The 24,282-nt window shown below is 62.0% G+C and carries 21 protein-coding genes; 3 read left to right on the top strand and 18 right to left on the bottom strand.

Features of this window, described 5'->3' with window-relative positions:
- Window positions 1-46 precede the first annotated feature (46 nt).
- From ACLIRY_RS00900 to ACLIRY_RS00885, 4 genes are all read right to left on the bottom strand, one after another.
- A complete protein-coding gene (locus ACLIRY_RS00900; RefSeq protein WP_413203458.1) occupies window positions 47-1,414 on the bottom strand; it encodes a sensor histidine kinase in 1,368 nt (455 codons plus the stop codon).
- On the bottom strand, window positions 1,407-2,084 hold the full coding sequence (locus tag ACLIRY_RS00895; RefSeq protein ID WP_413203457.1) for a response regulator transcription factor: 678 nt from the start codon (window positions 2,082-2,084) through the stop codon (window positions 1,407-1,409). Before ACLIRY_RS00895 ends, ACLIRY_RS00900 begins: the two co-directional genes overlap by 8 nt.
- Window positions 2,085-2,184: 100 nt before the next feature.
- Complete coding sequence (locus ACLIRY_RS00890) at window positions 2,185-2,712, bottom strand: cytochrome b/b6 domain-containing protein (protein ID WP_413203456.1); 528 nt, start codon at window positions 2,710-2,712, stop codon at window positions 2,185-2,187.
- A 5-nt stretch (window positions 2,713-2,717) separates the two neighbouring features.
- Entirely contained in the window at window positions 2,718-3,002 is a 285-nt protein-coding gene (locus ACLIRY_RS00885; RefSeq protein WP_413203455.1) for a PepSY domain-containing protein, read from the bottom strand.
- Window positions 3,003-3,210: 208 nt separating this feature from the next.
- Here ACLIRY_RS00885 and ACLIRY_RS00880 point away from each other — a divergent pair, with 208 nt between their 5' ends.
- Window positions 3,211-4,491 (top strand): HD-GYP domain-containing protein, encoded by a 1,281-nt coding sequence (locus ACLIRY_RS00880; protein WP_413203454.1) that lies wholly within the window; start codon window positions 3,211-3,213, stop codon window positions 4,489-4,491.
- 356 nt (window positions 4,492-4,847) lie between these two features.
- A complete protein-coding gene (locus tag ACLIRY_RS00875; RefSeq protein WP_413203453.1) occupies window positions 4,848-5,537 on the top strand; it encodes a carbonic anhydrase in 690 nt (229 codons plus the stop codon).
- 457 nt (window positions 5,538-5,994) lie between these two features.
- Here the strand turns inward: ACLIRY_RS00875 and yjfF are convergent, their stop codons facing one another.
- The 13 genes from yjfF to chvE all read right to left on the bottom strand — a co-directional run bounded on the left by yjfF (window position 5,995) and on the right by chvE (window position 21,769).
- The gene (gene yjfF, locus ACLIRY_RS00870; protein WP_413203452.1) at window positions 5,995-6,966 is read right to left on the bottom strand and encodes a galactofuranose ABC transporter, permease protein YjfF; all 972 of its coding nucleotides are present in this window, start codon (window positions 6,964-6,966) and stop codon (window positions 5,995-5,997) included.
- Entirely contained in the window at window positions 6,966-7,853 is an 888-nt protein-coding gene (locus ACLIRY_RS00865; RefSeq protein ID WP_413203451.1) for an ABC transporter permease, read from the bottom strand. Before ACLIRY_RS00865 ends, yjfF begins: the two co-directional genes overlap by 1 nt.
- A 144-nt stretch (window positions 7,854-7,997) precedes the next feature.
- Window positions 7,998-9,527 (bottom strand): sugar ABC transporter ATP-binding protein, encoded by a 1,530-nt coding sequence (locus tag ACLIRY_RS00860; RefSeq protein WP_413203450.1) that lies wholly within the window; start codon window positions 9,525-9,527, stop codon window positions 7,998-8,000.
- Window positions 9,528-9,603: 76 nt separating this feature from the next.
- On the bottom strand, window positions 9,604-10,563 hold the full coding sequence (ytfQ, locus tag ACLIRY_RS00855) for a galactofuranose ABC transporter, galactofuranose-binding protein YtfQ (protein WP_413203449.1): 960 nt from the start codon (window positions 10,561-10,563) through the stop codon (window positions 9,604-9,606).
- 144 nt (window positions 10,564-10,707) lie between these two features.
- Window positions 10,708-11,763: an aldose epimerase family protein gene (locus ACLIRY_RS00850; RefSeq protein ID WP_413203448.1), complete on the bottom strand. Its 1,056-nt coding sequence runs from the start codon at window positions 11,761-11,763 to the stop codon at window positions 10,708-10,710.
- Window positions 11,760-12,626 carry an SMP-30/gluconolactonase/LRE family protein gene (locus ACLIRY_RS00845; RefSeq protein ID WP_413203447.1) on the bottom strand — a complete coding sequence of 289 codons (867 nt, stop codon included), beginning with the start codon at window positions 12,624-12,626 and terminating at the stop codon, window positions 11,760-11,762. Before ACLIRY_RS00845 ends, ACLIRY_RS00850 begins: the two co-directional genes overlap by 4 nt.
- Before the next feature lie 16 nt (window positions 12,627-12,642).
- Complete coding sequence (locus ACLIRY_RS00840; RefSeq protein WP_413203446.1) at window positions 12,643-14,169, bottom strand: aldehyde dehydrogenase (NADP(+)); 1,527 nt, start codon at window positions 14,167-14,169, stop codon at window positions 12,643-12,645.
- A 31-nt stretch (window positions 14,170-14,200) separates the two neighbouring features.
- Window positions 14,201-15,130 (bottom strand): Gfo/Idh/MocA family protein, encoded by a 930-nt coding sequence (locus ACLIRY_RS00835; RefSeq protein ID WP_413203445.1) that lies wholly within the window; start codon window positions 15,128-15,130, stop codon window positions 14,201-14,203.
- Window positions 15,117-16,859: an L-arabinonate dehydratase gene (gene araD, locus ACLIRY_RS00830; RefSeq protein ID WP_413203444.1), complete on the bottom strand. Its 1,743-nt coding sequence runs from the start codon at window positions 16,857-16,859 to the stop codon at window positions 15,117-15,119. The genes ACLIRY_RS00835 and araD overlap by 14 nt, the downstream gene beginning before the upstream one ends.
- A gap of 20 nt (window positions 16,860-16,879) precedes the next feature.
- Entirely contained in the window at window positions 16,880-17,881 is a 1,002-nt protein-coding gene (gene araD1 / locus ACLIRY_RS00825) for an AraD1 family protein (RefSeq protein ID WP_413203443.1), read from the bottom strand.
- 4 nt (window positions 17,882-17,885) lie between these two features.
- On the bottom strand, window positions 17,886-19,091 hold the full coding sequence (gene mmsB / locus ACLIRY_RS00820) for a multiple monosaccharide ABC transporter permease (RefSeq protein WP_413203442.1): 1,206 nt from the start codon (window positions 19,089-19,091) through the stop codon (window positions 17,886-17,888).
- Between the two features lie 3 nt (window positions 19,092-19,094).
- The gene (gene mmsA, locus ACLIRY_RS00815; RefSeq protein ID WP_413203441.1) at window positions 19,095-20,624 is read right to left on the bottom strand and encodes a multiple monosaccharide ABC transporter ATP-binding protein; all 1,530 of its coding nucleotides are present in this window, start codon (window positions 20,622-20,624) and stop codon (window positions 19,095-19,097) included.
- Window positions 20,625-20,698: 74 nt separating this feature from the next.
- Window positions 20,699-21,769 (bottom strand): multiple monosaccharide ABC transporter substrate-binding protein, encoded by a 1,071-nt coding sequence (chvE, locus tag ACLIRY_RS00810; protein WP_413203440.1) that lies wholly within the window; start codon window positions 21,767-21,769, stop codon window positions 20,699-20,701.
- Window positions 21,770-21,992: 223 nt separating this feature from the next.
- Between chvE and ACLIRY_RS00805 the strand changes: the two genes are divergently transcribed.
- A complete protein-coding gene (locus ACLIRY_RS00805; protein WP_413203439.1) occupies window positions 21,993-22,976 on the top strand; it encodes a LysR family transcriptional regulator in 984 nt (327 codons plus the stop codon).
- 111 nt (window positions 22,977-23,087) lie between these two features.
- Here the strand turns inward: ACLIRY_RS00805 and uxuA are convergent, their stop codons facing one another.
- Window positions 23,088-24,278: a mannonate dehydratase gene (gene uxuA / locus ACLIRY_RS00800; protein ID WP_413203438.1), complete on the bottom strand. Its 1,191-nt coding sequence runs from the start codon at window positions 24,276-24,278 to the stop codon at window positions 23,088-23,090.
- Window positions 24,279-24,282: the final 4 nt, after the last annotated feature.

Raw genomic sequence — 24,282 nt, 5'->3', positions numbered from 1 at the left:
CGCTCAAACGCACTTGTCATAATGAGAGTCAGTTCGGTTCGCACTCTCAGGGCCGGAGGGATAGCGGGAAGTCGAGGGAGAAGACCGCGCCACCACCCGGTCGGTCAGCGACAGACACCCGCCCGCCATGGCGCGTCATGATATCCCGGGTGATGGCCAACCCCAGACCGGCTCCTCCCTTCCCATCCTGCTCGCCATCCCCCCGATGGAAGGGTTGGAAAATGACCTCCCGCTCGTCTTCTGGCACGCCGGGGCCACGATCCAAAACATGCAGGGCACGGCCCGGGCCGACACGGACCACCACTTCCTCCCCCTGCGGTGACACCCGAAGGGCGTTTTCCAGCAGGTTGCGCAGGGCATCGCGCAGGGCATCGGCATTCCCTGGATCGACGACCACCGCTTGCTCCTCCTCCACCGCCAGGGTCCGGCCCAGACGGTGGGCATGGGGAAAGAGGTCTGCCACCAGCCCGCGCGCGAGGGCGCCCAGGTCCACCCTGTCCTCCAGCGTCAAGCCCCGCCCTTCGAGCCGCGCAACGGAAAGAAGCTGGTTGACCACTCCGGCCATCCGGTCGATGTCCCGCTCCAACGACCCCTTCAGGGCCGGATCGGCCACCAGCCCGCAGCGGGCTTTGAGCACGGACAGGGGCGTGCGCAGTTCATGGGCGGCATCGGCCGTGAACCGTCGTTGAATTTCGAACCCGGCCTGAACCCGGTCCAAGCTGTCATCGATGGCCCGCACCAAAGGCTGAATCTCGGTCGGGATCCCCGGGCGAAACAGGCGCAGATCCAAGCGATCCGGCCCCAGCTTCAAGGCATCCCGGGACAGGGCGCGCACCGGCCCCAGGCCGACGCTTACCGTCACCATCGTCACCAGGGTCGACAGCAGAAGCAGGGGTACGAACAGGGGGACCAGATCGGTCTCCACCTCATGTCCCACCCAATCCCACAGTTCCACCCCCGGCTCGCCATCGTGGGAGACGATACCGATGAGCGCGCCGTCTGGCCGATCCACCCTGTGATAGGCGAGTTGGTAGATCTGTCCGGTTTCCTCGTGCCAATAGTGGTTTATTCCCTCCCGCAGGTCCGAATCCCCCAGCACCGCAAGGCGCTCCACAAGGGTCCGATCCGACCCCGGGGCACTCTCCCCCGTCACCGGGTCATAGAGGGCCTGTCCAGGACCCTGGTCGGGCAGAATGGGCCGCCCCCCGGCGTCGCGGGTCGCGGTCAGGGCCAGATCCGATGCCCGATCGTCCAATTGCTCCAGAACCTCGGCCTCACTGCCCGCGTAGCCTCGCCAGACAAAGGCGAAGGAGACACCAAGCAAGACCAGAGTATTGACCGCGATCAACCCGAGGATCAGGCGACCTTTCAGGGACCCCGGCCCCCGCTCGGCCAAGCCTCTCCGTTTAGTCATCGGCGTCTCCCAGCATATAGCCGACACCCCGCACCGTGTGCAGGGCCACGGAACTTCCCGCATCGGCCAAAGCCCGGCGCAGGCGCGAAATGGCGGCCTCCAGGGCGTTGCCCGCAACCACATCGTCCATGCCATAGAGGCTGTCTTCCAAGGCCTGACGGGAGACAACCCGCCCCGACGCCCGCATCAGGGCTTCCAACAGGACCACCCGACGCTTGCCCAGGACCAGAGGGCGCCCCGCCACGGTGACGGCCATGGTCACCGTATCCAGGCGGATATCCCCCCGGGACAGGGCCACCCCATGGGCCGCACCGGGGCGGCGGAGCAAGGCCCGCACCCGGGCGGTCAGCTCCCCCAGGTCGTAGGGTTTGACCAGATAATCGTCCACCCCCAGATCCAGACCGGAAATACGCTGATCCACCCGGTCGCGGGCGGTCGCGGCCAGCACCGGAACGGTCATCCGGTTCACCCGAAGACGCCGCACCAGCTCCAACCCATCGCCATCGGGCAGAGAAAGGTCAAGGATGATCAGATCATAGGAGGTGGTGGAAAGGGCTGCTTCGGCGTCTTCCACCGTGGTCACCAGATCCACGGTGAAGCGGGCGTCCGCCAGATGATCCCGGATCAAGGGACCCAAGGCCGGTTCATCCTCCACCAATAATAACCGCATGGGTCCATCCCCTTTCCCAAAACCGCCAGCGTTCCAAACCGGGATTCCGCCCGATTCTGGAACGCTGGTTCATTCCCCAAGAAAACAAGTGGGCTGAGCGTTACAGGGGCTTGCGTCCCGTGATCATGGCCCGCACCAAGTTTTCCTTGTGCAACAGGCTGGAGAGGACCACTCCCGCCAAATGGATGGGAACCAGGATATAGAAGGCATTCGCAGCCGTCTCGTGGATCCCTTCGATCAGGTCATTTCCCCAGAACCGGTCCGTATTCATCAGAACACCGGTTCCAGCGGTGATAACAAGTGCAGCCAAAAGCAGCAGGATCATGGCGCCACCGGCTGGGTTATGGCCCAGGTAGTGGCGGGCCTTCCCCCGACGCAGGTCCTTGAGATAGCCCAAGACCGCTCCGGGAGAGCGCACGAAATCACTGAATCGGGCATGTCGTGACCCGATCACTCCCCAGACAAGCCGGAAGACCACAAGCCCGGCGACGGTATATCCTGCCCAGATATGGATCTTGGAGCCCGCCTCAAGGACCAGGTCGATAAGAACCGCAGTCACGAGCGTCCAGTGGAAGATACGGACCAGGGGGTCCCAGACCACGACGGTCCTAGAGGGGGCATCCGACATCCTGTTTAGTCCTTCACTTTGACGATTTCACCGGTGTTGGCATCGACGTACATCTCTACCCGCTTGCCGCTGGGGTCGATGGCCTTCAGCTCGATGCAGCCATGCTCCATGTCGGTGTTCTTCACGTCATACCCCTTGGCGGTATACATCTCGGCGGCCTTGTCTTCGCTCATGGCGCCGTCTTTGGCCGGGCCGCACCACTGCTCTTCGGCCATGGCGGAGGTCGCAGCGAGGCCCAGGGTGGCTCCGAAAGCCGCCACCAGGGCGGTGCTCGTGATCAGGTTCTTCATGTCTCTCGTCTTCCCTTTGGGTTTCCCGGATCCGCAGGTCGGCGGATCGGATGAGGGATACCCTAGCCCCGCCGCCTGACGCCTCCCTGACGGTCTTCATTTTTTTCCGTCAGCTTGCCGTCAGACATCCCGCGCATAGTCGCGCAGAGTAATATTAGACATCCCGCGCATACTCGCGCGGGACAAACACAAAGGCGGGGGAAGCGCCATGGGCGCGGAAAATCTGGATGTCATCGTTCACTTCCGGCGGCGGTTGGCCACCCGGTTGTTTCTAGCCGCGATCCTGCTGGCGGCCCTGGCAGGGGGGATCGCCTTCCTGGTGGAGACCGAGACCCTGGACGAGGCCCTGGTGTCCCGCGCCCAACGGGAAGCCGAACGCCTGGACGGTCTGGCACGGATCGGGGTCGACGGGGTGGAAGCCCAACTGCGCAGACTGATCACCGAACGATCCTCGGCTGGCGAGGATTTTTTCGTCCTGGCCGAGATCTACGATGCCCAGCGAACCTCCGTCGCTGAGGTCAAACTACCCGAAAGCAATTATGACAGAAGTAGCCACGATTTTCCCAACTTGGGCGAGACTTGGTACCGCAAGAGTCTGATCGATGGAGACCTCTATCTTCAGGTGATGGTGCCCCTTTGGTTGGGAAAAGCCGAAGTCGCGGGGAATGCCCCTGCCGGTTGGTTCGAGGGGATCTACCGGATTTCCCCGGCCACAGTGGCTGGCATCCGCGAAACCACATTGGGAGTCACCGCGCTGGTGGTTCTCTCCGTCCTGATGACGGCCCTGATCCTCTACCCCCTGATGATGAGCCTGCAACGGCATATCGTGGACAAGGCCCGGGACCTCTTGGACGCCAATCTGGGCACCCTCAAAGTTCTGGGTGACGCCATCGCCAAACGGGATAGCGACACCAATGTCCATAACTACCGGGTGACCCTCTATGCCGCAGCGATTGCCCAAAAGCTGGGGTGTAACGACGGTGAAATTCGCGAACTGATCAAGGGGTCCTTCCTCCACGACCTGGGTAAGATCGCTATCCCGGATGCGATCCTGCTCAAGCCCGGCAAGCTGGACAACGCCGAATTCGAGACCATGAAGACCCATGTGGTCCACGGTCTGGACATCATCGCCCAAGGGTCCTGGTTGGCGGGGGCAGTCAGTGTGGTCGGCGGCCACCATGAAAAGGTGGATGGCTCTGGCTATCCCCTGGGATTGAAGGGCGAGGAGATTCCTCTGGCGGCTCGGATCTTTGCCATCGCCGATGTCTTCGACGCCCTGTCCAGCGAACGCCCTTACAAGCCCCCCTTCCCCTTGGACCGAACCTTGTCCATCCTTGAAGAGGGGCGGGACAGCCATTTCGACGGAAGGGTCCTTGACGCCGCCTTCGCAGTCCTGCCCCAGATCCGGCACGATCTGGAAGGCTTGGAGACGCAAGCGGTGGAGGATAGGGCGGACCATCTGCTTGCCCGTTATTTCCCGATTGGTTAACCCTGAGGCTGATGATCGAAGGCTCCTTTCTGTCTCATTCAATCGATACCCAAGTATGTCCCAAACGAATTCAGGTCCGCCGTCTTATACCTAGGTGCGGTGAGTTTGCCTCACTGCACCTTGGAAGCGGCCAAGTGGCCGCCGCGCCTTATGGCGCGTAAAAGCCCGCCTGGCGTTTGAACGCAAGAAAAGCGGCGTGGGTTTCAACCCGCGCCGCTTGGTATTAAACGCACAGACGGCCCCTGTCATTTGAACGGTTCGGCCTCCATATATCCCTTTCCCAAAGGGTAATCCTGACATCTTATGTCCGTCTGTCAGCGAACAATGGATTCAACTTCAGGGCGAAAGGCCGAATTGTGAGCGATCAGAATGAGTCCCAAAGCCGCTCCATCTCCCACCTGCTGGACGGTTTGAGCCAATTTCAGGACCGTTTCTACCGGGACAAGCCCGATCTGATGCGGGATCTGGTGGAAAAGGGGCAATCTCCGGCCACCTTCATCATTTCCTGTTCCGACTCCCGGGTCGACCCGGGTTTGATCACGGGTGCCGAGCCCGGGGAGCTGTTCACCGTGCGCAACGTGGCCAATCTGGTTCCCCCCTACGAACCCGACGACCATCTCCACGGCACCAGCGCAGCCCTTGAATACGCCGTGCGTGACCTGAAGGTGGACCACATCATCATCCTGGGCCACGCCCATTGCGGGGGAATCCAGGCCATGCTGTCCAATGCGGCGGGCAAGCCCCTGGAACGGGATTTCATCAATCAATGGGTTTCACTCGCCCTGGATGCGTCCCGCCATTTCGTCTCAGACCCCAGCAATCCGACGAAGGAAAAGGCTGTGCCCTTGGACTTCCTGGTGGAAAACGCCGGCCTAGTGGAACGGGCAGCCATCAAGGGCTCTCTGCGCAACCTGATGACCTATCCTTGGGTGAAAAGCCGGGTGGAGAACAAGACCCTGAGCCTGCACGGATGGTGGTTTGATCTGGACACGGGCGACCTGTGGCGAAGCGAGCCGGACGGAGACACCCTTTTCCCCTCTACGTGAGCGTCAACATATGCGGCCCTTCTGATCATTTCGGCCATACTTCACTCTAATACCAAGGTGCGGTGAGTTTGACTCACCGCACCTTGGAAGCGGTCAAGTGGCCGCCGCGCCTTATAGCGCGTAAAAGCCCGCCTGGCGTTTGAACGCAAGAAAAGCGGCGTGGGTTTCAACCCGCGCCGTTTGGTATAAGCATATAGACTTTAGAATAAATTCGAGGCCAATTGAGCGGCCAGTCCACCGTACACGACAGGGAGTATTGCCCCGTCCCCCACTGGGGCCCCGTAAGGCCCCAGACCCCGGGATCTTATTTTTAAAAGAAAAAGGGGGGTTTGGGGGCATTGCCCCCAAATGGGCTTGGGCTATCGCCCAAAAAAGACGACAAAAACAGCATTTCCGCACCTTGATTGGAGCATCGAGTGGAAAAGTGGGAGCCGAAGAGAACGCGGAGCGGAACGGCTCATGTACCCGACCGGCTTGCAGCCCGTCGCGCCAAGTGGGTCAGCAATTGTTGCAAGCCGATGAACAGAAACAGCAATATGCCTGTGACGATCTTGATCCACCAACTCGACAAGGTGCCGTCAAAGGTGATGTAGGTTTGGATCAATCCCTGGATCAGGATACCGATGAAGGTGCCGAAGATGGTTCCGGCCCCCCCGGACAACAGGGTCCCGCCGATCACCACCGCCGCGATCGTATCCAACTCCACCCCGACACCGGCCAGGGAATAACCCGATGCCGTGTAAAAGGAGAAGACGATCCCCGCAAGGCCGGCCAACAGGCTGGACAGGGTGTAAATCGCGACGGTCGTCCGCCCGACCCGAACCCCCATCAAGGCCGTGGTATCGCGACCGCCCCCCAGGGCGAAGACATTGGTTCCGAAGCGGGTGTAGTGCAGAACGATCCCCCCAAGAACGAAAACCACCATCATCATCATGCCGATGATCCGCAACCGTCCGCCCCCGGGAAGGTGGATGGAAAAAGACGCCACCTGATGATACAACTCGTTATCAATAGGCAGGGATTCCGTGGACATCAGGAAAGCCACCCCCCGGGCCAGGAACATCCCGGCCAGGGTGACGATGAAGGGCGGTACGTCGAAATGGTGGATGATCGCGCCCATGGCCGCGCCGAACAGGGCCGATATCCCCAGGACAAGGACGAAGGCTACCCCCGGAGACACTCCCCAGTCCCCGATGGCGATCGCTAAAAAGACAGTGGTAAAGGCAATCACCGATCCGACCGACAGATCGATGCCCCCCGAAATAATGACGAAGGTCATGCCTACGGCCAGAATGCCGAGGAAGGCATTATCGGTGAACAGATTCATCACCACCCGGGTGGAGGCAATATTGGGATACTGGATGGCGCAAAACAGAAAACCGAGCAAGAACACGACTGTGGTGACGAGGACAGGCAGGTGGCGGCGCATCAATGGGTCCCCCGAAGCAAACGGTCCTTAAAGGCGATAAGACGAGGCGTCTGCAGCAGCAGAACGGCAAGCACCACCGTGGCCTTGATCACCAAGTTCAATTCCGGCGGATAGCCACTCAGCAGGATCCCCGTGTTCATGGCCTGGATGATCAACCCACCCACCACCGCCAAAACCAGACTGAAGCGCCCGCCGAACAGGGAGGTTCCCCCGATCACCACCGCCAAAATTGCATCCAACTCCAGCCAAAGGCCCGCGTTGTTGGCATCGGCGCCCAGAATATCCGCAGCGACAATCACCCCTGCCAAGGCGGCGCAGAGGCCACACCACATGTAAACTGCGAGCGTCATCAAGCGCGTATCGATCCCGGCCAAACGACTTGCCTTCGCATTGGCCCCCGTGGCCTCGATCATCAGCCCAAGGGCTGTGCCCCGTACCAGAAGGATGGCCAACACCAGCGTCCCCCCCGCCAAAACCACCGGCGCCGGAATACCGAAAAGGGCGCCGCTCCCCAACCAGGCCAGCTCGGGTGAGGTGAAGGTCACGATCCGTCCCTCGGTGATCAACTGGGCGATCCCACGTCCGGCGACCATCAGAATCAGGGTAGCAATGATCGGCTGGATGCGGAGAAATGCCACCAACAGCCCGTTCCACAAGCCGCAGAGCAAACCGGCTCCAAGCGCCGCAGCCAAGCAAACGAACACCGAATGGCTATCGGCCAGACTGGCGGCGACCGCACCGGATATGGCCATGACCGCCCCCACGGACAGGTCAATGCCCCGGGTGGCAATCACCAGCACCATGCCCGTAGCCAGCAACATCACCGGCGCCCCCCGATTGAAGACATCCACGAGGCTGCCGAAAAGACGGCCATCCTGAAGGCGCATGTCGAAAAACTGGGGCGAGACAATCCAGTTGATTATTAGGATGAGGACGAGCGCACCGATTTGGGCACTCCCTTTCCTTGGTAAGGCGATGGACACGCTTTCCTCCCCCGTCCTTGGAATTCATTGTTCTAAAAAACCGGGCCGTCAGTTCGATGCGATAGAGGCCAGCACCCGTTGCTCGGTAACCGCATCACCGGTCAAATGGTCCACATGCCGACGCTCGCGCAGGACGGTCACCCGGTCGGAATAGGAGACGATTTCCTCCACTTCCGAAGAAATGACCAGCAAGGCCAAACCATCCTCGCAGAGCTTGCGGATCACGCGAATGATCTCCGCGTGGGCGCCCACATCGATGCCCCGGGTCGGTTCGTCCAGGATCAGCACTCGGGGTTCCGTGGCCAGCCAGCGGGCCAGGATGGCCTTTTGCTGATTGCCGCCGGACAGCAGGCCGATGGGCTTGTCCGGATCGGCGGGCCGGATATCGAGGGTCTTTATGAAATGATCGGCGATCTCCTCCTGGCGTTTCCGGGACAGGGGGCGCAACCACCCGGCCCGGGCCTGCAAGGCAAGGATGATGTTCTCCCGCACTGACAGGTCGGCAACGATGCCTTCGGTCTTGCGTTCCTCCGGGCAGAAGCCGAAGCCCAGACGCAGGGCATCCCGGGGCCCCTGGATCCGCGTGGGCTTGCCCTCAACCTGCAACGCCCCCGTATCGGGCCGGTCCACGCCGAAGATCAGCCGCGCCGTCTCCGTTCGTCCCGACCCCAAGAGCCCCGACAGGCCAAGCACCTCCCCCCGCCGCAGGGTCAGGTCGAAGGGCTCCACCGACCCTGTCTTTCCCAGGCCAAGGGCCCGCACCAGGGGTTCGGAGGCATCTTGTTCCTCCTCTCCCTGCAGTCCGCGCACCCGGTCGGTTTCCACGGTTTCCAGCTCCCGGCCCAGCATCATGCCGACCAGTTCCATGCGGGGCAGCCCCGCCACAATCCGCTCGCCAACCAGACGCCCGTTCCGCAGGACGGTCAGGCGATCACAGATCTCGTAAACCTGATCAAGGAAATGGGTGACGAACAGGATCGCCATGCCCTTGTCCCTCAATTGGCGCATCACGCCGAACAGCACCTCCACCTCCCGGGTGTCCAGGCTGGCAGTGGGCTCGTCGAGGATCAGGACCTTGGCCGACATGTCGACGGCCCGGGCAATGGCAATGATATGTTGAACCGCCACAGAATAGTCGCCCAGGGGGGCGCCAACATCGATCGACAGGCCAAACCCCTCCAGCAGATCGCGGGAGCGGCGGCGCATCTCGCCGTCACGCACCAGACCAAAGCGAGTGGGTTGGCGGCCAAGGAAGAGATTCTCTGCCACCGTCAGATTGGGCAGCAGAGCGACTTCCTGATAAACGGTGGCGATGCCGACGGCCAAAGCCTCGCTACCGGACCGGGGATGGATATCCTCGCCTTCCAACCGAACCTCGCCCTCGTCCCGGGGCGTGATGCCGGTCACCGTTTTGATCAGGGTGGACTTTCCAGCGCCGTTCTCCCCCAGCAGGGCGTGAACTTCCCCGGCGCGCAGGGTCACGTCCACGGATTTCAGAGCCCGGAAACCTCCGGGAAACGTCTTGGACAGCCCGCAAATGCGCAACAGCTCCGGCCCGCGCGCTGACGCGTGGTTCATGGTCGCCTCCTTCCCGCGATCCCATCACGAAGGCACCGGAAGGGGGGAGAGTCCCCCCGCTCCCGGCTTCCCCAGATTAATATCCGAGAGATTTGCGCGCTTCGTACTCGGCCATTGGGTTGCTGTCCTTGGTATACAGCTTGGATTCCGTCTGGATCCACTTGGGCGGTTCGGTCCCATCCTTATAGGCCACCAGAGCATCGAAGGCCGGACCAGCCATGTTCGGGGTCAATTCCACCGTGGCATTGGCTTCGCCATCGGCGATGGCCTTGAAGATGTCGGGAACGGAATCGATGGAAACCACAAGGATATCCTGGCCCGGCTTCAGGCCTGCCTCCTTGATAGCCTGAATGGCGCCCAGGGCCATGTCATCATTATGGGCATAGAGCGCGCAAATCCCCTTGCCCCCGTTTTCGGCCTTGATGAAGCTTTCCATCACTTCCTTGCCTTTGGCCCGGGTGAACTCACCGGTCTGGCTGCGGATGATCTTCACGTTGTCCGCCCCGGCGATGCCCTTCTCGAAGCCCTCCTTCCGGTTGGTGGCCACAGACGCACCGACGGTCCCTTGAAGCTCGACAACATCGCAGCTCTTGCCCGCGACGGTGTCGACCAGCCATTTCCCAGCGACTTCCCCTTCATGGACACTGTCCGAAGTCACCGCCGTCAGGTAAAGAGAGGGATCTTTGGTTTCGATATCCCGGTCAAGAAGGATCACAGGAATCTCGGCGTCCTTTGCCTCTTCCAGCACCGCCTCCCAACCCGTGGCCACCACCGGGGCCAGGAAAATGGCGTCCACCCCCTGGGCAATGAAAGACCGGATCGCCTTGATCTGGTTTTCCTGCTTCTGCTGGGCATCGGCGATCTTCAAGGTGATGCCGCGCTTCTCCGCCTCCGCCTTGGACACGGACGTCTCAGCGGCGCGCCAACCGGATTCCGACCCGATCTGCGAAAAGCCGACGGTCATATCCGCAGCCAGGGCGGGCATCGCCACACCCGAGGCCAACACGGTCGCCAACAACAGTTTTTTAAACGTCATGGTCATGATCTCCCTGTGGAACCGCCCATTCTTTTGGGGCAGTATTTTTAAGCGAATAGTGCACGAGTGCTTTGTTTAAGGATGACGCTCCAAACTCCGGGCTCGGTCTTTATTAGGGTGGATCTTGGAGCACTCCAGGGGCTCTCACAGAGGCCCCTCAGTCGGACCCCGGCGAGACAGAACCAGGGCCGTATGCTGTTCATAGACCTCACCGGGCCGCAGAAGGGCCGAGGGAAAGGCTGGGTGATTGGGCGCGTCTGGCCAAAGCTGAGGCTCCAGCGCCAATCCCGCATGGGCACCGAGAGACCGTCCCTCCAACCCTAAGGCCGTCGCCGCGATCATGGCCCCGTCATAGAATTGCAGGCCCGGTTCCGTCGTTTCGACGACCATCGCGGGATCATCGTCCGGCGCCTCAAGCCAAGCCACGGGCCGAATGGGGCAGCGACCACCCGACAAGCAAAAATTGTGGTCAAACCCCTGGGCCCGCCCCTCCGAAGTCAAGGTCAAGCCTCCGCGCAAATCGAAGGGTGTCCCCTCCACCGCCCGCCGCTCCCCCGTCGGGATCAGGTCCCTGTCCACCGGAAGGTAGCTGTCTGCCGCAATCCGCAGACGATGCCCGGCAATCGACGGCCGCCCCGACAGATTGAAATAGGAGTGATGGGCGAAGTTGCAGAGGGTCTCCCCGTCGGTCTCAGCCCGAACATGGATATGAAGCCTTGGGCTTGGTGGGATTGCCTCCCCCATGATGGAATCAGAGGTGATCTGAAAGGTCACCTGAACATCCAGGTTGCCCGGAAAGCCCATGTGACCATCGGGAAGGCGGTCACCGAAGGTGACCCTGTCCTCCGCCAGGGACAGAATACGCCACATCCTGCGGGACGATCCCTCGGCCCCGCCATGCAGCAGGTGGCGCCCGCGAAAATTAGCGTCGAGAGCAACCACCTGCCCTCCGACAGCAGCCCGCGCCCCGCCGATGCGATTGGCATACCGCCCCACCATGGCCCCGAAATACAGGTCCGGATGGAGCAGATAATCCTCCAGCCGCTCAAACCCCAGGGTCAGAGGATGGGAGACTCCCTCCAGGCGCAAATCCTGCAGAATGGCCCCCAGAGTCAGAAAGCGGGCGGTCAAGCCATGGGCGCAGATCTCGACCCGTTCCACAAATTCGCCGGTGGGAAGCGTTCCAAAGCGGTTCATCATTCCCCCTCACCCAGACGGACAGGGGGCTCGGCCAAACCCGGCACGGAGACCCCCTCCACAACCCACGTGCATCCCGCGCCTTTTTTGGCATCCCCCTTAGCGGCACTGGTCACATAGAGAGTCTGCAAATCTGGCCCACCGAAGGCCGGACAGGTGGTCAACAGAGCAGGAAGGGACAGCGCCTCGAGGAACTGGCCCTCCGGAGAATAGCGGGCCACCCGACCCGCCCCCCATTGGGCGTTCCACAGACAGCCCTCGGCATCCACCACGGCACCGTCCGGATGGACCCCTTCGGCGCCCAGGTCCAAAAAGACATCAGGTGCGCCCATGGGCCAGCCCTCCCCGTCCAGGGGTTGACGGTAGATCCTGTCTTCTTGGGTATCGGCGTAATAGGCCACGGACCGGTCCGGAGCGAAACAGAGGGCATTGGGGATGCCCATGCGATCCCGTAGACGGACCAGGCGGCCTTTGTACCACCGGTAAAGGGCGCCCGCCTCCGGCTCGGCCTTCTTGCCCATGGTGCCGATCCAGAACCCGCCCCAGGGATCGGCCCGTCCATCGTTCGAGCGGGTCTTGGGGTTGGCTTCCTCCAACCCCACCAGGGCGGTCTGCGTCCCATCCCGAAGGTCGAAGGTGAACAGGCCCACCTCCGAAGCGATGAGAAGGTGGTCTTCGTCCACCCATCCCGCAGCGGAAACCGTCTCCGGGAAGGTCCAGGAGAGGAGGCTCCCCTCAACGCTACGGGAGAGGAGCTGGCCGCCCAGAATGTCGAACCAAAACAACTCACTGCGAATGGGGTGCCAGAGGGGACCCTCCCCCAACTGGCAGGCCCGCAGATCGTATACCTGAGCGGCCATGACCATGATCGTCTCCCTAAACTTATGCCCGCGCATCCGGAGGCAAGAGATCCAGCGGCAGGTTCTGATAGCAGACAGGCCGCAGGAAGCGCCGGATGGCCAAAGTGCCCACAGAAGTGGCGCCAAAGTTTGTGCTGGCCGGATAGGGACCACCGTGAACCATGGCGTCGGCCACTTCCACGCCCGTGGGGAAGCCATTGGCGAGAACCCGCCCTGCCTTGCGCTCCAGAATGGGCATCAGGGTTGCTGCCTGGGCGGCGTCCCCCTCCTCCATCTGCAGGGTGCAGGTCAGTTGCCCCGCCAGGGAGCGGGCCAGACGCAGCATTTCTGCTTCGGTCTTCACCCGCACCAGAATGCCCGAGGGACCAAAGACCTCCTCGGCCAGATCCGCATGGGCGAACCAAACGTCGCCGGTCACTTCGAAGAAGGCGGGCGCGGCCAGTCGGTCTGCCCCTTCGCCAAGCACATGGGTCGTCACACCCGGGGTCGCGGCGATGCGATCCCGTCCCCGGTCAAAGGCAGCGCAGATACCACTGGTCAGGGTGGTTTGCCCGCCCACGGCGGACAGGGCCTCCTTCGCAGTGGCGACAAAGGCGTCTGCATCCGGGCCGTCAAGGGCCACGACCACGCCCGGATTGGTACAGAACTGGCCCGCGCCCATGGTCAGTGAGGCGGCCCATCCCTTGGCGATCGCCTCTCCCCGGGCAGCCAGCGCCTTGGGAAGCAGGAACACCGGATTGATGGCTCCCAACTCCCCGAAGAACGGAATCGGTTCGGCCCGGGTGGCGCAGAGGTCGAACAACGCCCGTCCTCCACCCAAAGACCCCGTGAAGCCAACGGCCCGGATGGTCGAATGGGTGACCAGCTCCGTTCCCAGGGCATTGGTATTGCCTTGGATCAGAGAGAAGACACCGGGATCCAGTTCACGGATGTGAATGGCATCCAGGATGGCCTCGGCGATGATCTCCCCGGTGCCGGGATGGGCCGGATGCCCCTTGACGATAACCGGGCAACCTGCGGCAAGGGCCGAGGCCGTGTCCCCGCCCGCCGTAGAAAAGGCCAGGGGGAAGTTCGAGGCGCCGAAGACGGCCACAGGCCCCAGGGGACGCTGAACCATGATCAGTTCGGGACGCGGCAGGGGCGCCCGATCCGGCAAGGCCGCGTCATGGCGACGATCCAAATAGTCCCCGGCGCGGATATGCTTGGCGAACAGGCGAAGCTGGCCCGTGGTCCGACCCCGCTCTCCCTCCAGCCGAGCAGCGGGGAGGCCCGTTTCCCGGGTGCCAATGGCAGTGATGGCCGGGCCCCGGGCCTCGATGGCGTCGGCAATGGCTTCCAGGAAGAGGGCTCGTGCCTCCCGGCTGGTGGCGCCATAGGTTTCAAAGGCCCGTTCTGCAGCGGCGGCAGCCTGATCGACCTCGATCGCGCCACCGATGAAGACGGAATGGGCCTCGCCCTCCGTTGGCTCCGACGTGAACGTCCGGTCGCTGGCCACCCATTGGCCGTCGATCAGATGTTTTCCCTGGGGCTTGAACGCGGATTGAGTCACGGTGATCGGTCCTTTATCTGGGGTCTGCAGTTCATTCGACGAAGGGATCCGTGATCAGGCGGCGGCCCAACATGAAGGCATCGGCCACATGGATCAGCGGAGAGAGGTCAACCTCACTTTCCCTGCCCGCCAGCAGACGGGCAAAGCGGGCATAGATCCCATCATATTCGGAAGCAAGGGCATCCCCTTCGGAAAGGGACTGCCCAGCCGCCGAGACCGTGGCCCCACCGTCGGCCAGGGTCAACACCCCATCGTTGGTTTCGAAGTTCATGGCCCAGGTTTGCGGTCCTTCCTGGCGGAAATCGAAATCAACCTCAATCGGCGCACCACCCGAGAGGAAGGACAGACGGGCGGCGATGGGCGTCTCCTGATTCGAGGGAAACTCCAAATCCGCCCCGGTCAAATGGGCCGACTGGGGCAGGATTTCCGTCAGAATGGAGAGGGCATTGATCCCCGGATCAAAAACACCCAGTCCCCCCGCCTGCCAAATCCAGGTCTGCCCCGGATGCCACCGGCGCACATCCTCCCGCCAGGTAATGGAGCCGCGCTGGATCTCCCGTTCGGCAAGCCAGGCCTTGGTGGCGGGCACGCCCGCAGCAAAACGCGAATGCCAAGTGGCGAAGAGCACCCGTCCCCGGTCCCGGGCCAGGGCGATCAGGTCTTCCACCTCCGCCAGGGTGGCTCCGGGCGGCTTCTCCAGCAACACATCCAGCCCGGCCTCCAGGGCCTCCCGCGCCAGGGCGTAGCGCACCTGGGGCGGTGTGCACAGGGCTACCGCTGTAACCTCAGGCTGATCAGCAATCAGCGATGCCAAATCCCTATGGGCCGGAACCCCCTCCATGGTGCCATGGCGACTGACCGTCGCGGCCAGGTGGAAAGCCTCTGACTTCCCGATGGAAGGCACATGCTGGTCCTTGGCGATCTTGCCGAAGCCCACCAGGGCGATATTAATGACTGTCACGGGGCACCTCCTTTCCGCGACATCCGCGGAGAAAATCAAAATCCACACCCGTATCCGCGCCCATCACATGGTCGTGGAACAGCTGAGCATAGCCCCCTTTGGGGGGGGTGATGGGGCAGGTCCAGGCGGCGAGACGCTGGGCGATTTCGTCCTCGGGCACATCCAGATGGATCCGCCGGGCCTCCACGTCGAGCTCGATCATGTCCCCGTCCCGGACAATGGCCAACGGGCCGCCAACCGCCGCTTCCGGCGAGGTATGCAAGACCACCGTGCCATAGGCGGTCCCCGACATGCGCGCGTCGGAGATGCGCACCATATCCGTGATCCCCTTGCGCAGGACCTTGGGCGGCAGGCCCATATTGCCCACCTCCGACATGCCCGGATAGCCGCGGGGACCGCAGTTTTTCAGGACCATGACGCAGCTCTCGTCGATGTCCAGGGACTCGTCATTGATCTTGGCCTTGTAGTCGTCGATGTCCTCGAAGACCACGGCCCGCCCCCGGTGTTTCATCAAATGCGGGCTCGCCGCAGAGGGCTTGAGCACCGCCCCTTTGGGCGCCAGATTGCCGCGCAACACAGCAATGCCGCCTTGGGAGGTCAGGGCCTTTTCCACCGGCAGGATCACATCCTCGTTCCAGTTCCGGGCCTCCTTGACCTCGTCCCAAACACCCTGGCCGGAGACCGTCAGGGCGTCCTTGTGGAGCTTTCCAGTCTCGCAGAGGTGCTTGATTACCACGGGCAGTCCCCCGGCGTAGAAGAACTCCTCCATCAAATACTTGCCCGAGGGCATCAGGTTCACGATGGTGGGGATGTCCCGGCCCAGGCGATCCCAATCGTCCAAGGTCAGATCAATGCCGACCCGCCCGGCGATGGCCAGCAAATGCACCACCGCATTGGTGGAGCCGCCGATGGCTCCGTTGACACGGATGGCGTTTTCAAAGGCTTCGCGGGTCAGGATATCCGAAGGCTTGAGGTCGTCCTTGACCATATCGACGATGCGCCGCCCGGTCAGATGGGCCATCACCCGGCGGCGGGCGTCCACCGCAGGAATGGCGGCATTGCCCGACAGCGCCATGCCCAGGGCCTCAACCATGCTGGCCATGGAACTGGCCGTGCCCATGGTGTTGCAGGATCCGGCACTGCGGGACATGGCCTGTTCGGCCTCCAGAAAGTCCTCCTGGGTCAGCTTGCCCGCCTTCACATCCTCGGACATCTGCCAAAGCGCCGTTCCCGAGCCCACGCGTTCCCCCCGGAACCAACCGTTCAGCATGGGTCCGCCGCTGACCATGATCGCCGGAAGATCGACGCTGCAAGCACCCATAAGCAGGGAGGGGGTCGTCTTGTCACAGCCCACCATCAGCACCACGCCGTCGATGGGTTGGGCGCGTAGGGCCTCCTCCACATCCATGGCCGCCAAATTGCGATAGAGCATGGCCGTGGGCCGCAGGCTGCTTTCTGCCGCAGAGAAAACCGGGAACTCCACGGGCAAACCACCGGCCTCGTAGACCCCGCGCTTGACCCGCTCGGCCAAGTCCCGCAGATGGGCGTTGCAGGGGGTCAGTTCCGACCAGGTATTACAGATGCCGATCACCGGCCGCCCATCGAAAAGATCGTAAGGTAAGCCCTGATTCCGCATCCATCCCCGATGGTAGATGTTGTCCCGGCTGGTCCCGCCGTACCACTCCTGGGAGCGCAAGCGGCGCGGCCACGGTGCTTTTTTGAAAGCCATGAGTCCGTTTCCTTTCCCGATCAGAGGGTGTTCACGCGCACCGCACCACCACCGGCCACCGCGTCGGGCGCGATGGACAGTCGGTTGCGCAGGGGCAAGCCAAAACCAGGCAGCTCCAGTTCGAAGACATCCCCTTCCTGGGCCTTCACGCCTTTGGCGAAGGACAGGGTGGCGGTGCCGAACATATGCACATGCACATCCCCCGGCTTGCGAAAGAGGTCATATTTGAAGTGGTGGTGCTCCAGATTGGCGAAGGTATGGGACATATTCGCCTCGCCCGACAGGAAGGGCGCGTCGAACAGCACCTCCTCCCCCCGCAGCACGCGAGAGCGCCCCTCGATATCCTCCGGCAGCGGCCCCACCCGCAGTTCCGGCCCGAAGGCGCAACGCCGCAGCTTGGAATGGGCCAGGAACAGGTAGTTCATCCGCTCCGTCACATGATCGGAAAACTCGTTGGCCACAGCGAAGCCCAGACGCCAGGGGGTTCCGTCAGGACCAATCACGTATAGGCCCGCGATCTCCGGTTCCTCGCCCCCATCAAGCGCGAAGGAGGGGGACAGCAAATCCGCCCCTGGAGCGGTCACGATGTCACCGTTGCCCTTGTAAAACCACTCCGGCTGGACGCCCACCGCCCCGTCGGCGGGTTTGCCCCCCTCCAACCCCATCCGGAACATCTTCATGGAGTCCGTCATGGTGGACTCGTCCTCGGTCCCACCATGCATGCTGTTCCGGGTCGACGCCGAGCCCAGGTGGGTCAGGCCGGTACCGGTTACGAACAGATGGGCCGGATCAGGATGGGTGAGCGGCGGCAGAATCCGGCCCTCGCGGTAGGCCAGCTCCAGGTCGACCGCCCGTCCAGGCGTGGTCTGCCCCAGGGTCTCGGCCAGGGTCCGGCCTTGCTCGAGGCAATGCATGGCCAAGGCATAGGTGCTGTCGAAGCCGGCGACCTCATGGGCCTCGGTACCATCGCGCACCACCACCGCTTGGGTGCCATCGGCGCGCAGGATCTGGGAAAGCAACATGGCCTCAGCCTTTCTTTTTGTTGTAGACGTCGAAGACCACCGCAGCCAACAGCACCAACCCCTTGATGACCTGCTGCCAGTCGATCCCGATACCGAGGATAGACATCCCGTTGTTCATTACCCCCATGATGAAGGCGCCAACGATCGCCCCAACGACGGTCCCCACGCCACCGGACATGGAGGCCCCGCCGATGAACACTGCGGCGATGACATCCAATTCGAAGGAGACGCCCGCCTTGGGGGTGGCCGTATTAAGGCGGGCGGCAAAGACCAGCCCCGCCAGCGCGGCAAGCATGCCCATATTGGCGAAGGTCAGAAAAACCAACTTCTCTGCGGGAATGCCCGACAGCTTGGCGGCCTTTTCATTGCCGCCGATGGCGTAGATGCGCCGCCCGATGGTCGTGCGATTGGCGATGAAGGAATAGATCGCGATCAGCAGGGCCATGACGATGAACACATTGGGCAAGCCACGGAAGGTGGCCAGCAGGTAGCTCATATAGACGAGGGCGATGGAGATCAGGGCGTATTTACCCACGAAAAAGGGAAACGGCTCTTCCACCAAACCGGTCCGGGCTTGGTCCAGACGGCTTCTTGCGGCCAGGGCCAGAATCCCCGCAGCCACGACCACACCGACCACCAGGGAGAGAACATTGAAACGCCCCGACCCAAAGAGATCCGGAACAAAGCCCGAGGCGATGAGCTGGAAGTTCGCCGGAAAGGGGCCGACGGACTGGCCTTCCAGCAACCACAGGGTCAGCCCCTTGAAGACCAGCATCCCCGCCAGGGTCACGATGAAAGACGGGATTTTGTAGAAGGCCACCCAGAACCCTTGAGCCATCCCGATCACCGCGCCGACAGCCAGACAAATGACCCCCGCCAAAAGGTAGGGCACATGCCAATGGACGATCATCACGGCAGCGAGGGCGCCGACGAAGCCCAGAACCGAGCCCACCGACAGGTCGATATTCCCCGACACAATCACCAGCAACATGCCCACCGCCATGATGACGATATAGCTGTTCTGCAAAATCAGATTGGTCAGGTTCACCGGCTTCAACAGAATGCCGTCTGTTGCGACCTGGAAAAACACCATGATAACAATCAGCGCCAGCAGGATCCCGTATTCCCGCATGTGCTTGCGCAAATAGGCCGTCGTGGTGCTTTTGGGGGCCGGGTCGGGGCCGCGTCGCGAGGTTTCCGACAGGTCCATAACTTACTCTCCGGAATTAACGATCATGGCCATGATCTTTTCTTGGGTGGCTTCGGCGGTGGGGAGTTCCCCCACGAAGCGCCCTTCGTTCATGACGTACAGACGGTCGGTGATGCCAAGCAGCTCGGGCATTTCTGAGGAAATCACGATGATCGATTTCCCCTGGGCGGCCAGCTCGGCGATGATGGTGTAAATCTCGAATTTGGCGCCCACGTCGATGCCGCGGGTGGGTTCGTCCAGGATCAGGATTTCCGGATCGGCAAAGAGCCATTTGGACAGGACGACTTTCTGCTGGTTGCCACCGGACAGATTGACGGCCTCCTGCTCGATGGAGGAGCATTTGATGTTGACCCGCGTCCGATAGTCCTCCGCCACGGCGGCTTCCCGGCGGTCGTCCACGACCCCACCATTGGCCACCGCCTTCAAATTGGCCAAGGGAACGTTCCGACGGATGGTCTCGTCCAACACCAGCCCCAGTCCCTTGCGGTCCTCGGTGACATAGGCCAGCCCGGCCTTGATGGCCCGGGGGATGGTCGTCAGGTCCGCATGGCGTCCGTGGATCCGGACCTCGCCGGAAATACCCTGCCCGTAGCTGCGACCGAACAGGCTCATGGCCAGTTCCGTCCGTCCCGCTCCCATCAGACCGGCGATCCCCAGGACCTCGCCCCGGTGCAGGTGAAAATTCACGTCCTTTACCATCAACCGTCCCACGTGGGCGGGATGGTGGACCTGCCAATTGCGGACCTCCATCACCGTTTCTCCGATACGCGGAGTCCGGGGCGGATAGCGGTCGGACATGGATCGCCCCACCATGTCGCGGATGATCTCCCCCTCCCCATAGGAGGTATCGGACATATCGCGGCTGGCCACGGTCATGCCGTCGCGCAAGACGGTGAGGCTATCGGCAACCTTGGAGACTTCATTCAGCTTGTGGGAGATCATGATGGCCGTCAGGCCCTCGCGGTCCCGCAGGTCGATCAACAAATCCAGAAGGGCGTCGCTGTCCCGTTCGTTGAGGGAAGAAGTCGGCTCGTCCAGGATCAGGAGCTTGACCTCCTTGGACAGGGCCTTGGCGATTTCCACCAATTGCTGCTTGCCCAACCCCAAATCGTCGACCTTGGTGTCCGGGTTTTCACACAGCCCTACTTTTTCCAGCAGGCTCACCGTCCGGCGTTTGGTTTCCGGCCAGTCGATGACACCCCGCCGGGCGATCTCGTTGCCCAGGAAAATGTTCTCGGCGATGGACAATTCGGGCACCAGCGCCAATTCCTGGTGAATGATGATGATGCCCAAAGCCTCGCTGTCGGCGATCCCCTTGAAGGCCATGGGCCGACCCTCATAGAGGATCTCCCCCTCATAGGAGCCTGCGGGATAGACCCCGCTGAGCACCTTCATCAGGGTCGACTTGCCCGCCCCGTTCTCGCCCACCAGCGCTCGAATTTCTCCACGCAGCACAGCGATGTTGACGTCGTCGAGCGCCTTCACACCAGGAAATTCCTTGGTGATGCCGCGCATCTCCAGGATGGCGTCCATCCGTTTCTCCTTACAGGAGTCTCCTGCGTGCCGGACAGGACGAACCCTGCCCGACACCGGAGGCCCCAATCCGTTTATTCGATGTCCGACTTCTTGTAGTAGCCGCTATCGATCAGGACGGATTCCCAATTGCCTATGGTCACGGGAACGGGCTCCAGAAGGTAGGAGGGAACAACCTTCTTGCCGTTGTTGTAGGTGGAGGTGTCGTTGATCTCGGGCTCACCACCGCCCATGACGGCATCAACCATACCCACGGTCACGCGGGCCAACTCCCGGGTATCCTTGAAGATAGTGGAATACTGGTCGCCCCGCAGGATCGCCTTGACCGAGGGAATTTCCGCGTCCTGGCCGGTGACAATGGGCATGGCCATGTCGCCGGAGCCATAGCCGATCCCCTTCAACGAGGAGATGATCCCGATGGACAGGCCGTCATAGGGAGACAGAACCCCGTTGATCTTCTTATCGGTGTAGTTGGCGGACAGCAGGTTGTCCATGCGGGCCTGGGCCACGGCACCGTCCCAGCGCAGGGTCCCGACCGTATCCATGCCCATCTGACCCGAGGGGATCACCACCGAGCCGTCCTTGATCAGTGGATCGAGGACGGACATTGCGCCGTTGTAGAAGAAATAGGCGTTGTTGTCGTCGGGAGAGCCGCCAAACAGCTCCACGTTCCAGGGCTTCTGGTCGGGAAACCGTTCCTTCAGCCCATTGACCAGATTGGTGGCCTGCTGGACACCCACCTTGAAGTTATCAAAGGTGGCGTAATAGTTCACATGCTCGGTGTCGCGGATCAAACGGTCATAGGCAATCACCTTGATGCCCGCCGCATCGGCATTGGCCAGGGCATTGGAGAGGGTGGTTCCGTCAATGGCGGCGATCACCAGCACATTGACGCCCTTGGTCACCATGTTCTCGATTTGGGCGAGCTGGTTGGGGATATCGTCTTCGGCGTACTGCAGGTCGGTCTTGTACCCGGCTTCCTCAAACTGCTTGACCATCGAGTTGCCGTCCGAAATCCACCGGGCGGAGGATTTGGTGGGCATGGAGATCCCCACATACCCCTCACCGGCCTGGGCCAAACCAGCTGCCCCCAAGGCGAGCACGGACACTCCAGCCGCCAGGGCGACCCTCTTCAATCCCGTCATGTTTTCCTCCCATCGGTCCGTTCTTTGGCGCTGGTCCCGGTTGTTCGGACTCCAGTGGAACGACCATTTCATTTGTTCCCGTTCCGTCCGGTGGAACAGCCAACCGGACAACGGCCTGTGGGACCATTGGTATGAGGATTGGATATTCCAGTCAAATCGACAAAATCATTTTTGATATACCATTTTTGAAATATCATTATCGGCACACAAAGGGAGAGACACCATGGACATCGACCTGGATCGGGGGGCGCGAAAGGATCGTTTGATCGGACGCGGCATGAAGTTTCGCCACTTGCGGATCCTGGCGGAACTTCTGGAAACCCATCAGGTCAGCGCGGCGGCGGCCCGGTTGAACATGACCCAGCCCACGGCCTCTCGCCTTCTTGCGGAGGCCGAAACCATCGTGGGCGTTCCCCTCTACGAGCGTCATCCCCGAGGGATCCGCTTCACGATCATGGGACAGACCCTGGCGGAGCGGGCCCGACGCCTTCTGAGGGATCTGGATCAAACCGACCGGGAGATCTCGGAACTGGATCAGGGGACGCGGGGGACCGTGAATATCGGCTCGGTGACGGGTCCGGCCTTGGAAATCGTCCTGCCGGTGATCCGACAGGCCCGCGTGACCCACCCCAACATCCGCGTCAATGTGACCGTTGACCTATCGGACAAACTGGTTACGAACCTTCTGGCGGGGGACGTGGACTTCTACATCGGTCGCCTGCCGGCAGATATGGATCCCCGCCCCTTCATCACCCATACCATTGGCGAGGAGCCCTTGAGTCTGGTGGTCCGGGAAAGCCATCCGCTCACGCGAAAGGCCAATCCCACGGTGGAGGACTGTGTCGGCTATGACTGGATTCTGCAACCCCAGGGTGGCCTGTTGCGGACCACCGTGGAATCCTACCTGTTAGGCAAGGGGCACAGTCTGCCCGACCGGGTCCTCGGCACCTCCTCGATTCTGCTGACCCTGGCCCTGATCGCCAGTTCGAACGGGATTGGCGCCCTGGCCCGAGCCGCAGCCCGGTTCTACGCCGACCGTGAGGGAATGGGCATGGGGATGGGTATCGTTACCCTCCCCTTGGCCGAGGACATGCGGGTCACGCCCTATTCCCTGATCCACTCCCGGGACATCAAACCCACGCCGGCAGCCCAAACCCTGCTGACCATGATTCACGAACGGATCGATACGCTGCACCGGGAGGCATAACCCGTTTCGATCTGCCCCCTATCGGCACAACCAAAAAGAGAGCGAGCGCTCCCGAGCCTGTCTTCGAGGCCAAGTTGGGCCAAGACCTGGCCCAACCTGATTGCGGAGCACCTATGCTTTCGCCGCCCGCCAACTCAGACCGGCAATGACACCGCGGAGCTCGGCAAGGCCCTTCATGCGACCGATGAGGGCATAGCCGGGATGGGCGCCCCGCTCCCGGTCACTGAGCAGGTCGTGGCCATGGTCAGGGCGGAAGGGTATTTCCGCGTCCTCTCGGCCTTCCTCGCGGCGGCGGGCTTCCTCACCCAACAGGACGGAGATCAGCGCAACCATATCTGTCCCGCCGCCCAGGTGATCGGCTTCTTCGAAGCTGCCAGACTGGTCCGGATCGTGCCGCACGTTGCGCAGATGGGCGAAGTGGATCCGATCGGAAAAGCGCTCGGCGATATGGGGGATGTCGTTATGGATGCCCGCGCCCAGGGATCCTGCACAAAGCGTCAGCCCATTGGACCGTGCCTCCACCGCATCCATGACCCAGGCGATATCCTCCTCAGACGACACCACCCGGGGCAGCCCCAGGATATCCCGGGGAGGATCGTCCGGATGGACGCAAAGCCGCATCCCCAATTCCTCGGCCGTGGGAACGATGGCTTCTAGGAAGCGCTTGAAGTTCGCCCGGATCTCGGCCCGATCGATACCCTCATAGGTCTTCAGGGCAGTCTTTAACCCCTCCACGTCATAGCGGTCATAGGCCCCGGGTAATCCCGACATGATGGCGTGCAGCAGATCCGCCCGATCTTGTTCCGTGGAGGCCTTATACCACGCCCCGGCCTGTTCAATGACGGCCTCGGGATAGTCATCAAGGGCCGCTTTGCGGTCCAGCATGTGGATTTCAAAGGCAGCCATGCGCGGTGCGTCAAACCGCAGACAGGCGCCGCCTCGGGCCACAGGGGCGGTCAAATCCGTGCGGGTCCAATCGATCAGCGGCATGAAATTATAGCAGATGGTTTTCACGCCCTCGGCGGCCAGATTGGCCATGGATTGACGGTAGTTGGCGTAAAGGCGTTCCAGATCGCCTTCACCCCGTTTGATGTTTTCGTGAACAGGCAGGCTTTCCACCATCACCCAGTCGAATCCGGCCCCTTTGATCCGCTGGTTTCGCTCGGCAATAACCGACCGTTCCCACACCTCACCATAGGGGATTTCGTGAAGGGCTGTGACGATGCCGGACGCCCCGGTCTGGGCCACTTCCGGCAGGGTAATGCGGTCAAGGTCGCCGTACCAGCGCCAGCTTTCTTTCATGGTA

It is taken from the genome of Rhodospirillum sp. A1_3_36, assembly GCF_047263945.1.
Lineage (GTDB): Bacteria > Pseudomonadota > Alphaproteobacteria > Rhodospirillales > Rhodospirillaceae > Rhodospirillum.
The sequence above is the reverse complement of the archived record's forward strand: the minus strand, read 5'-3'. Positions and strand labels throughout refer to the sequence as shown.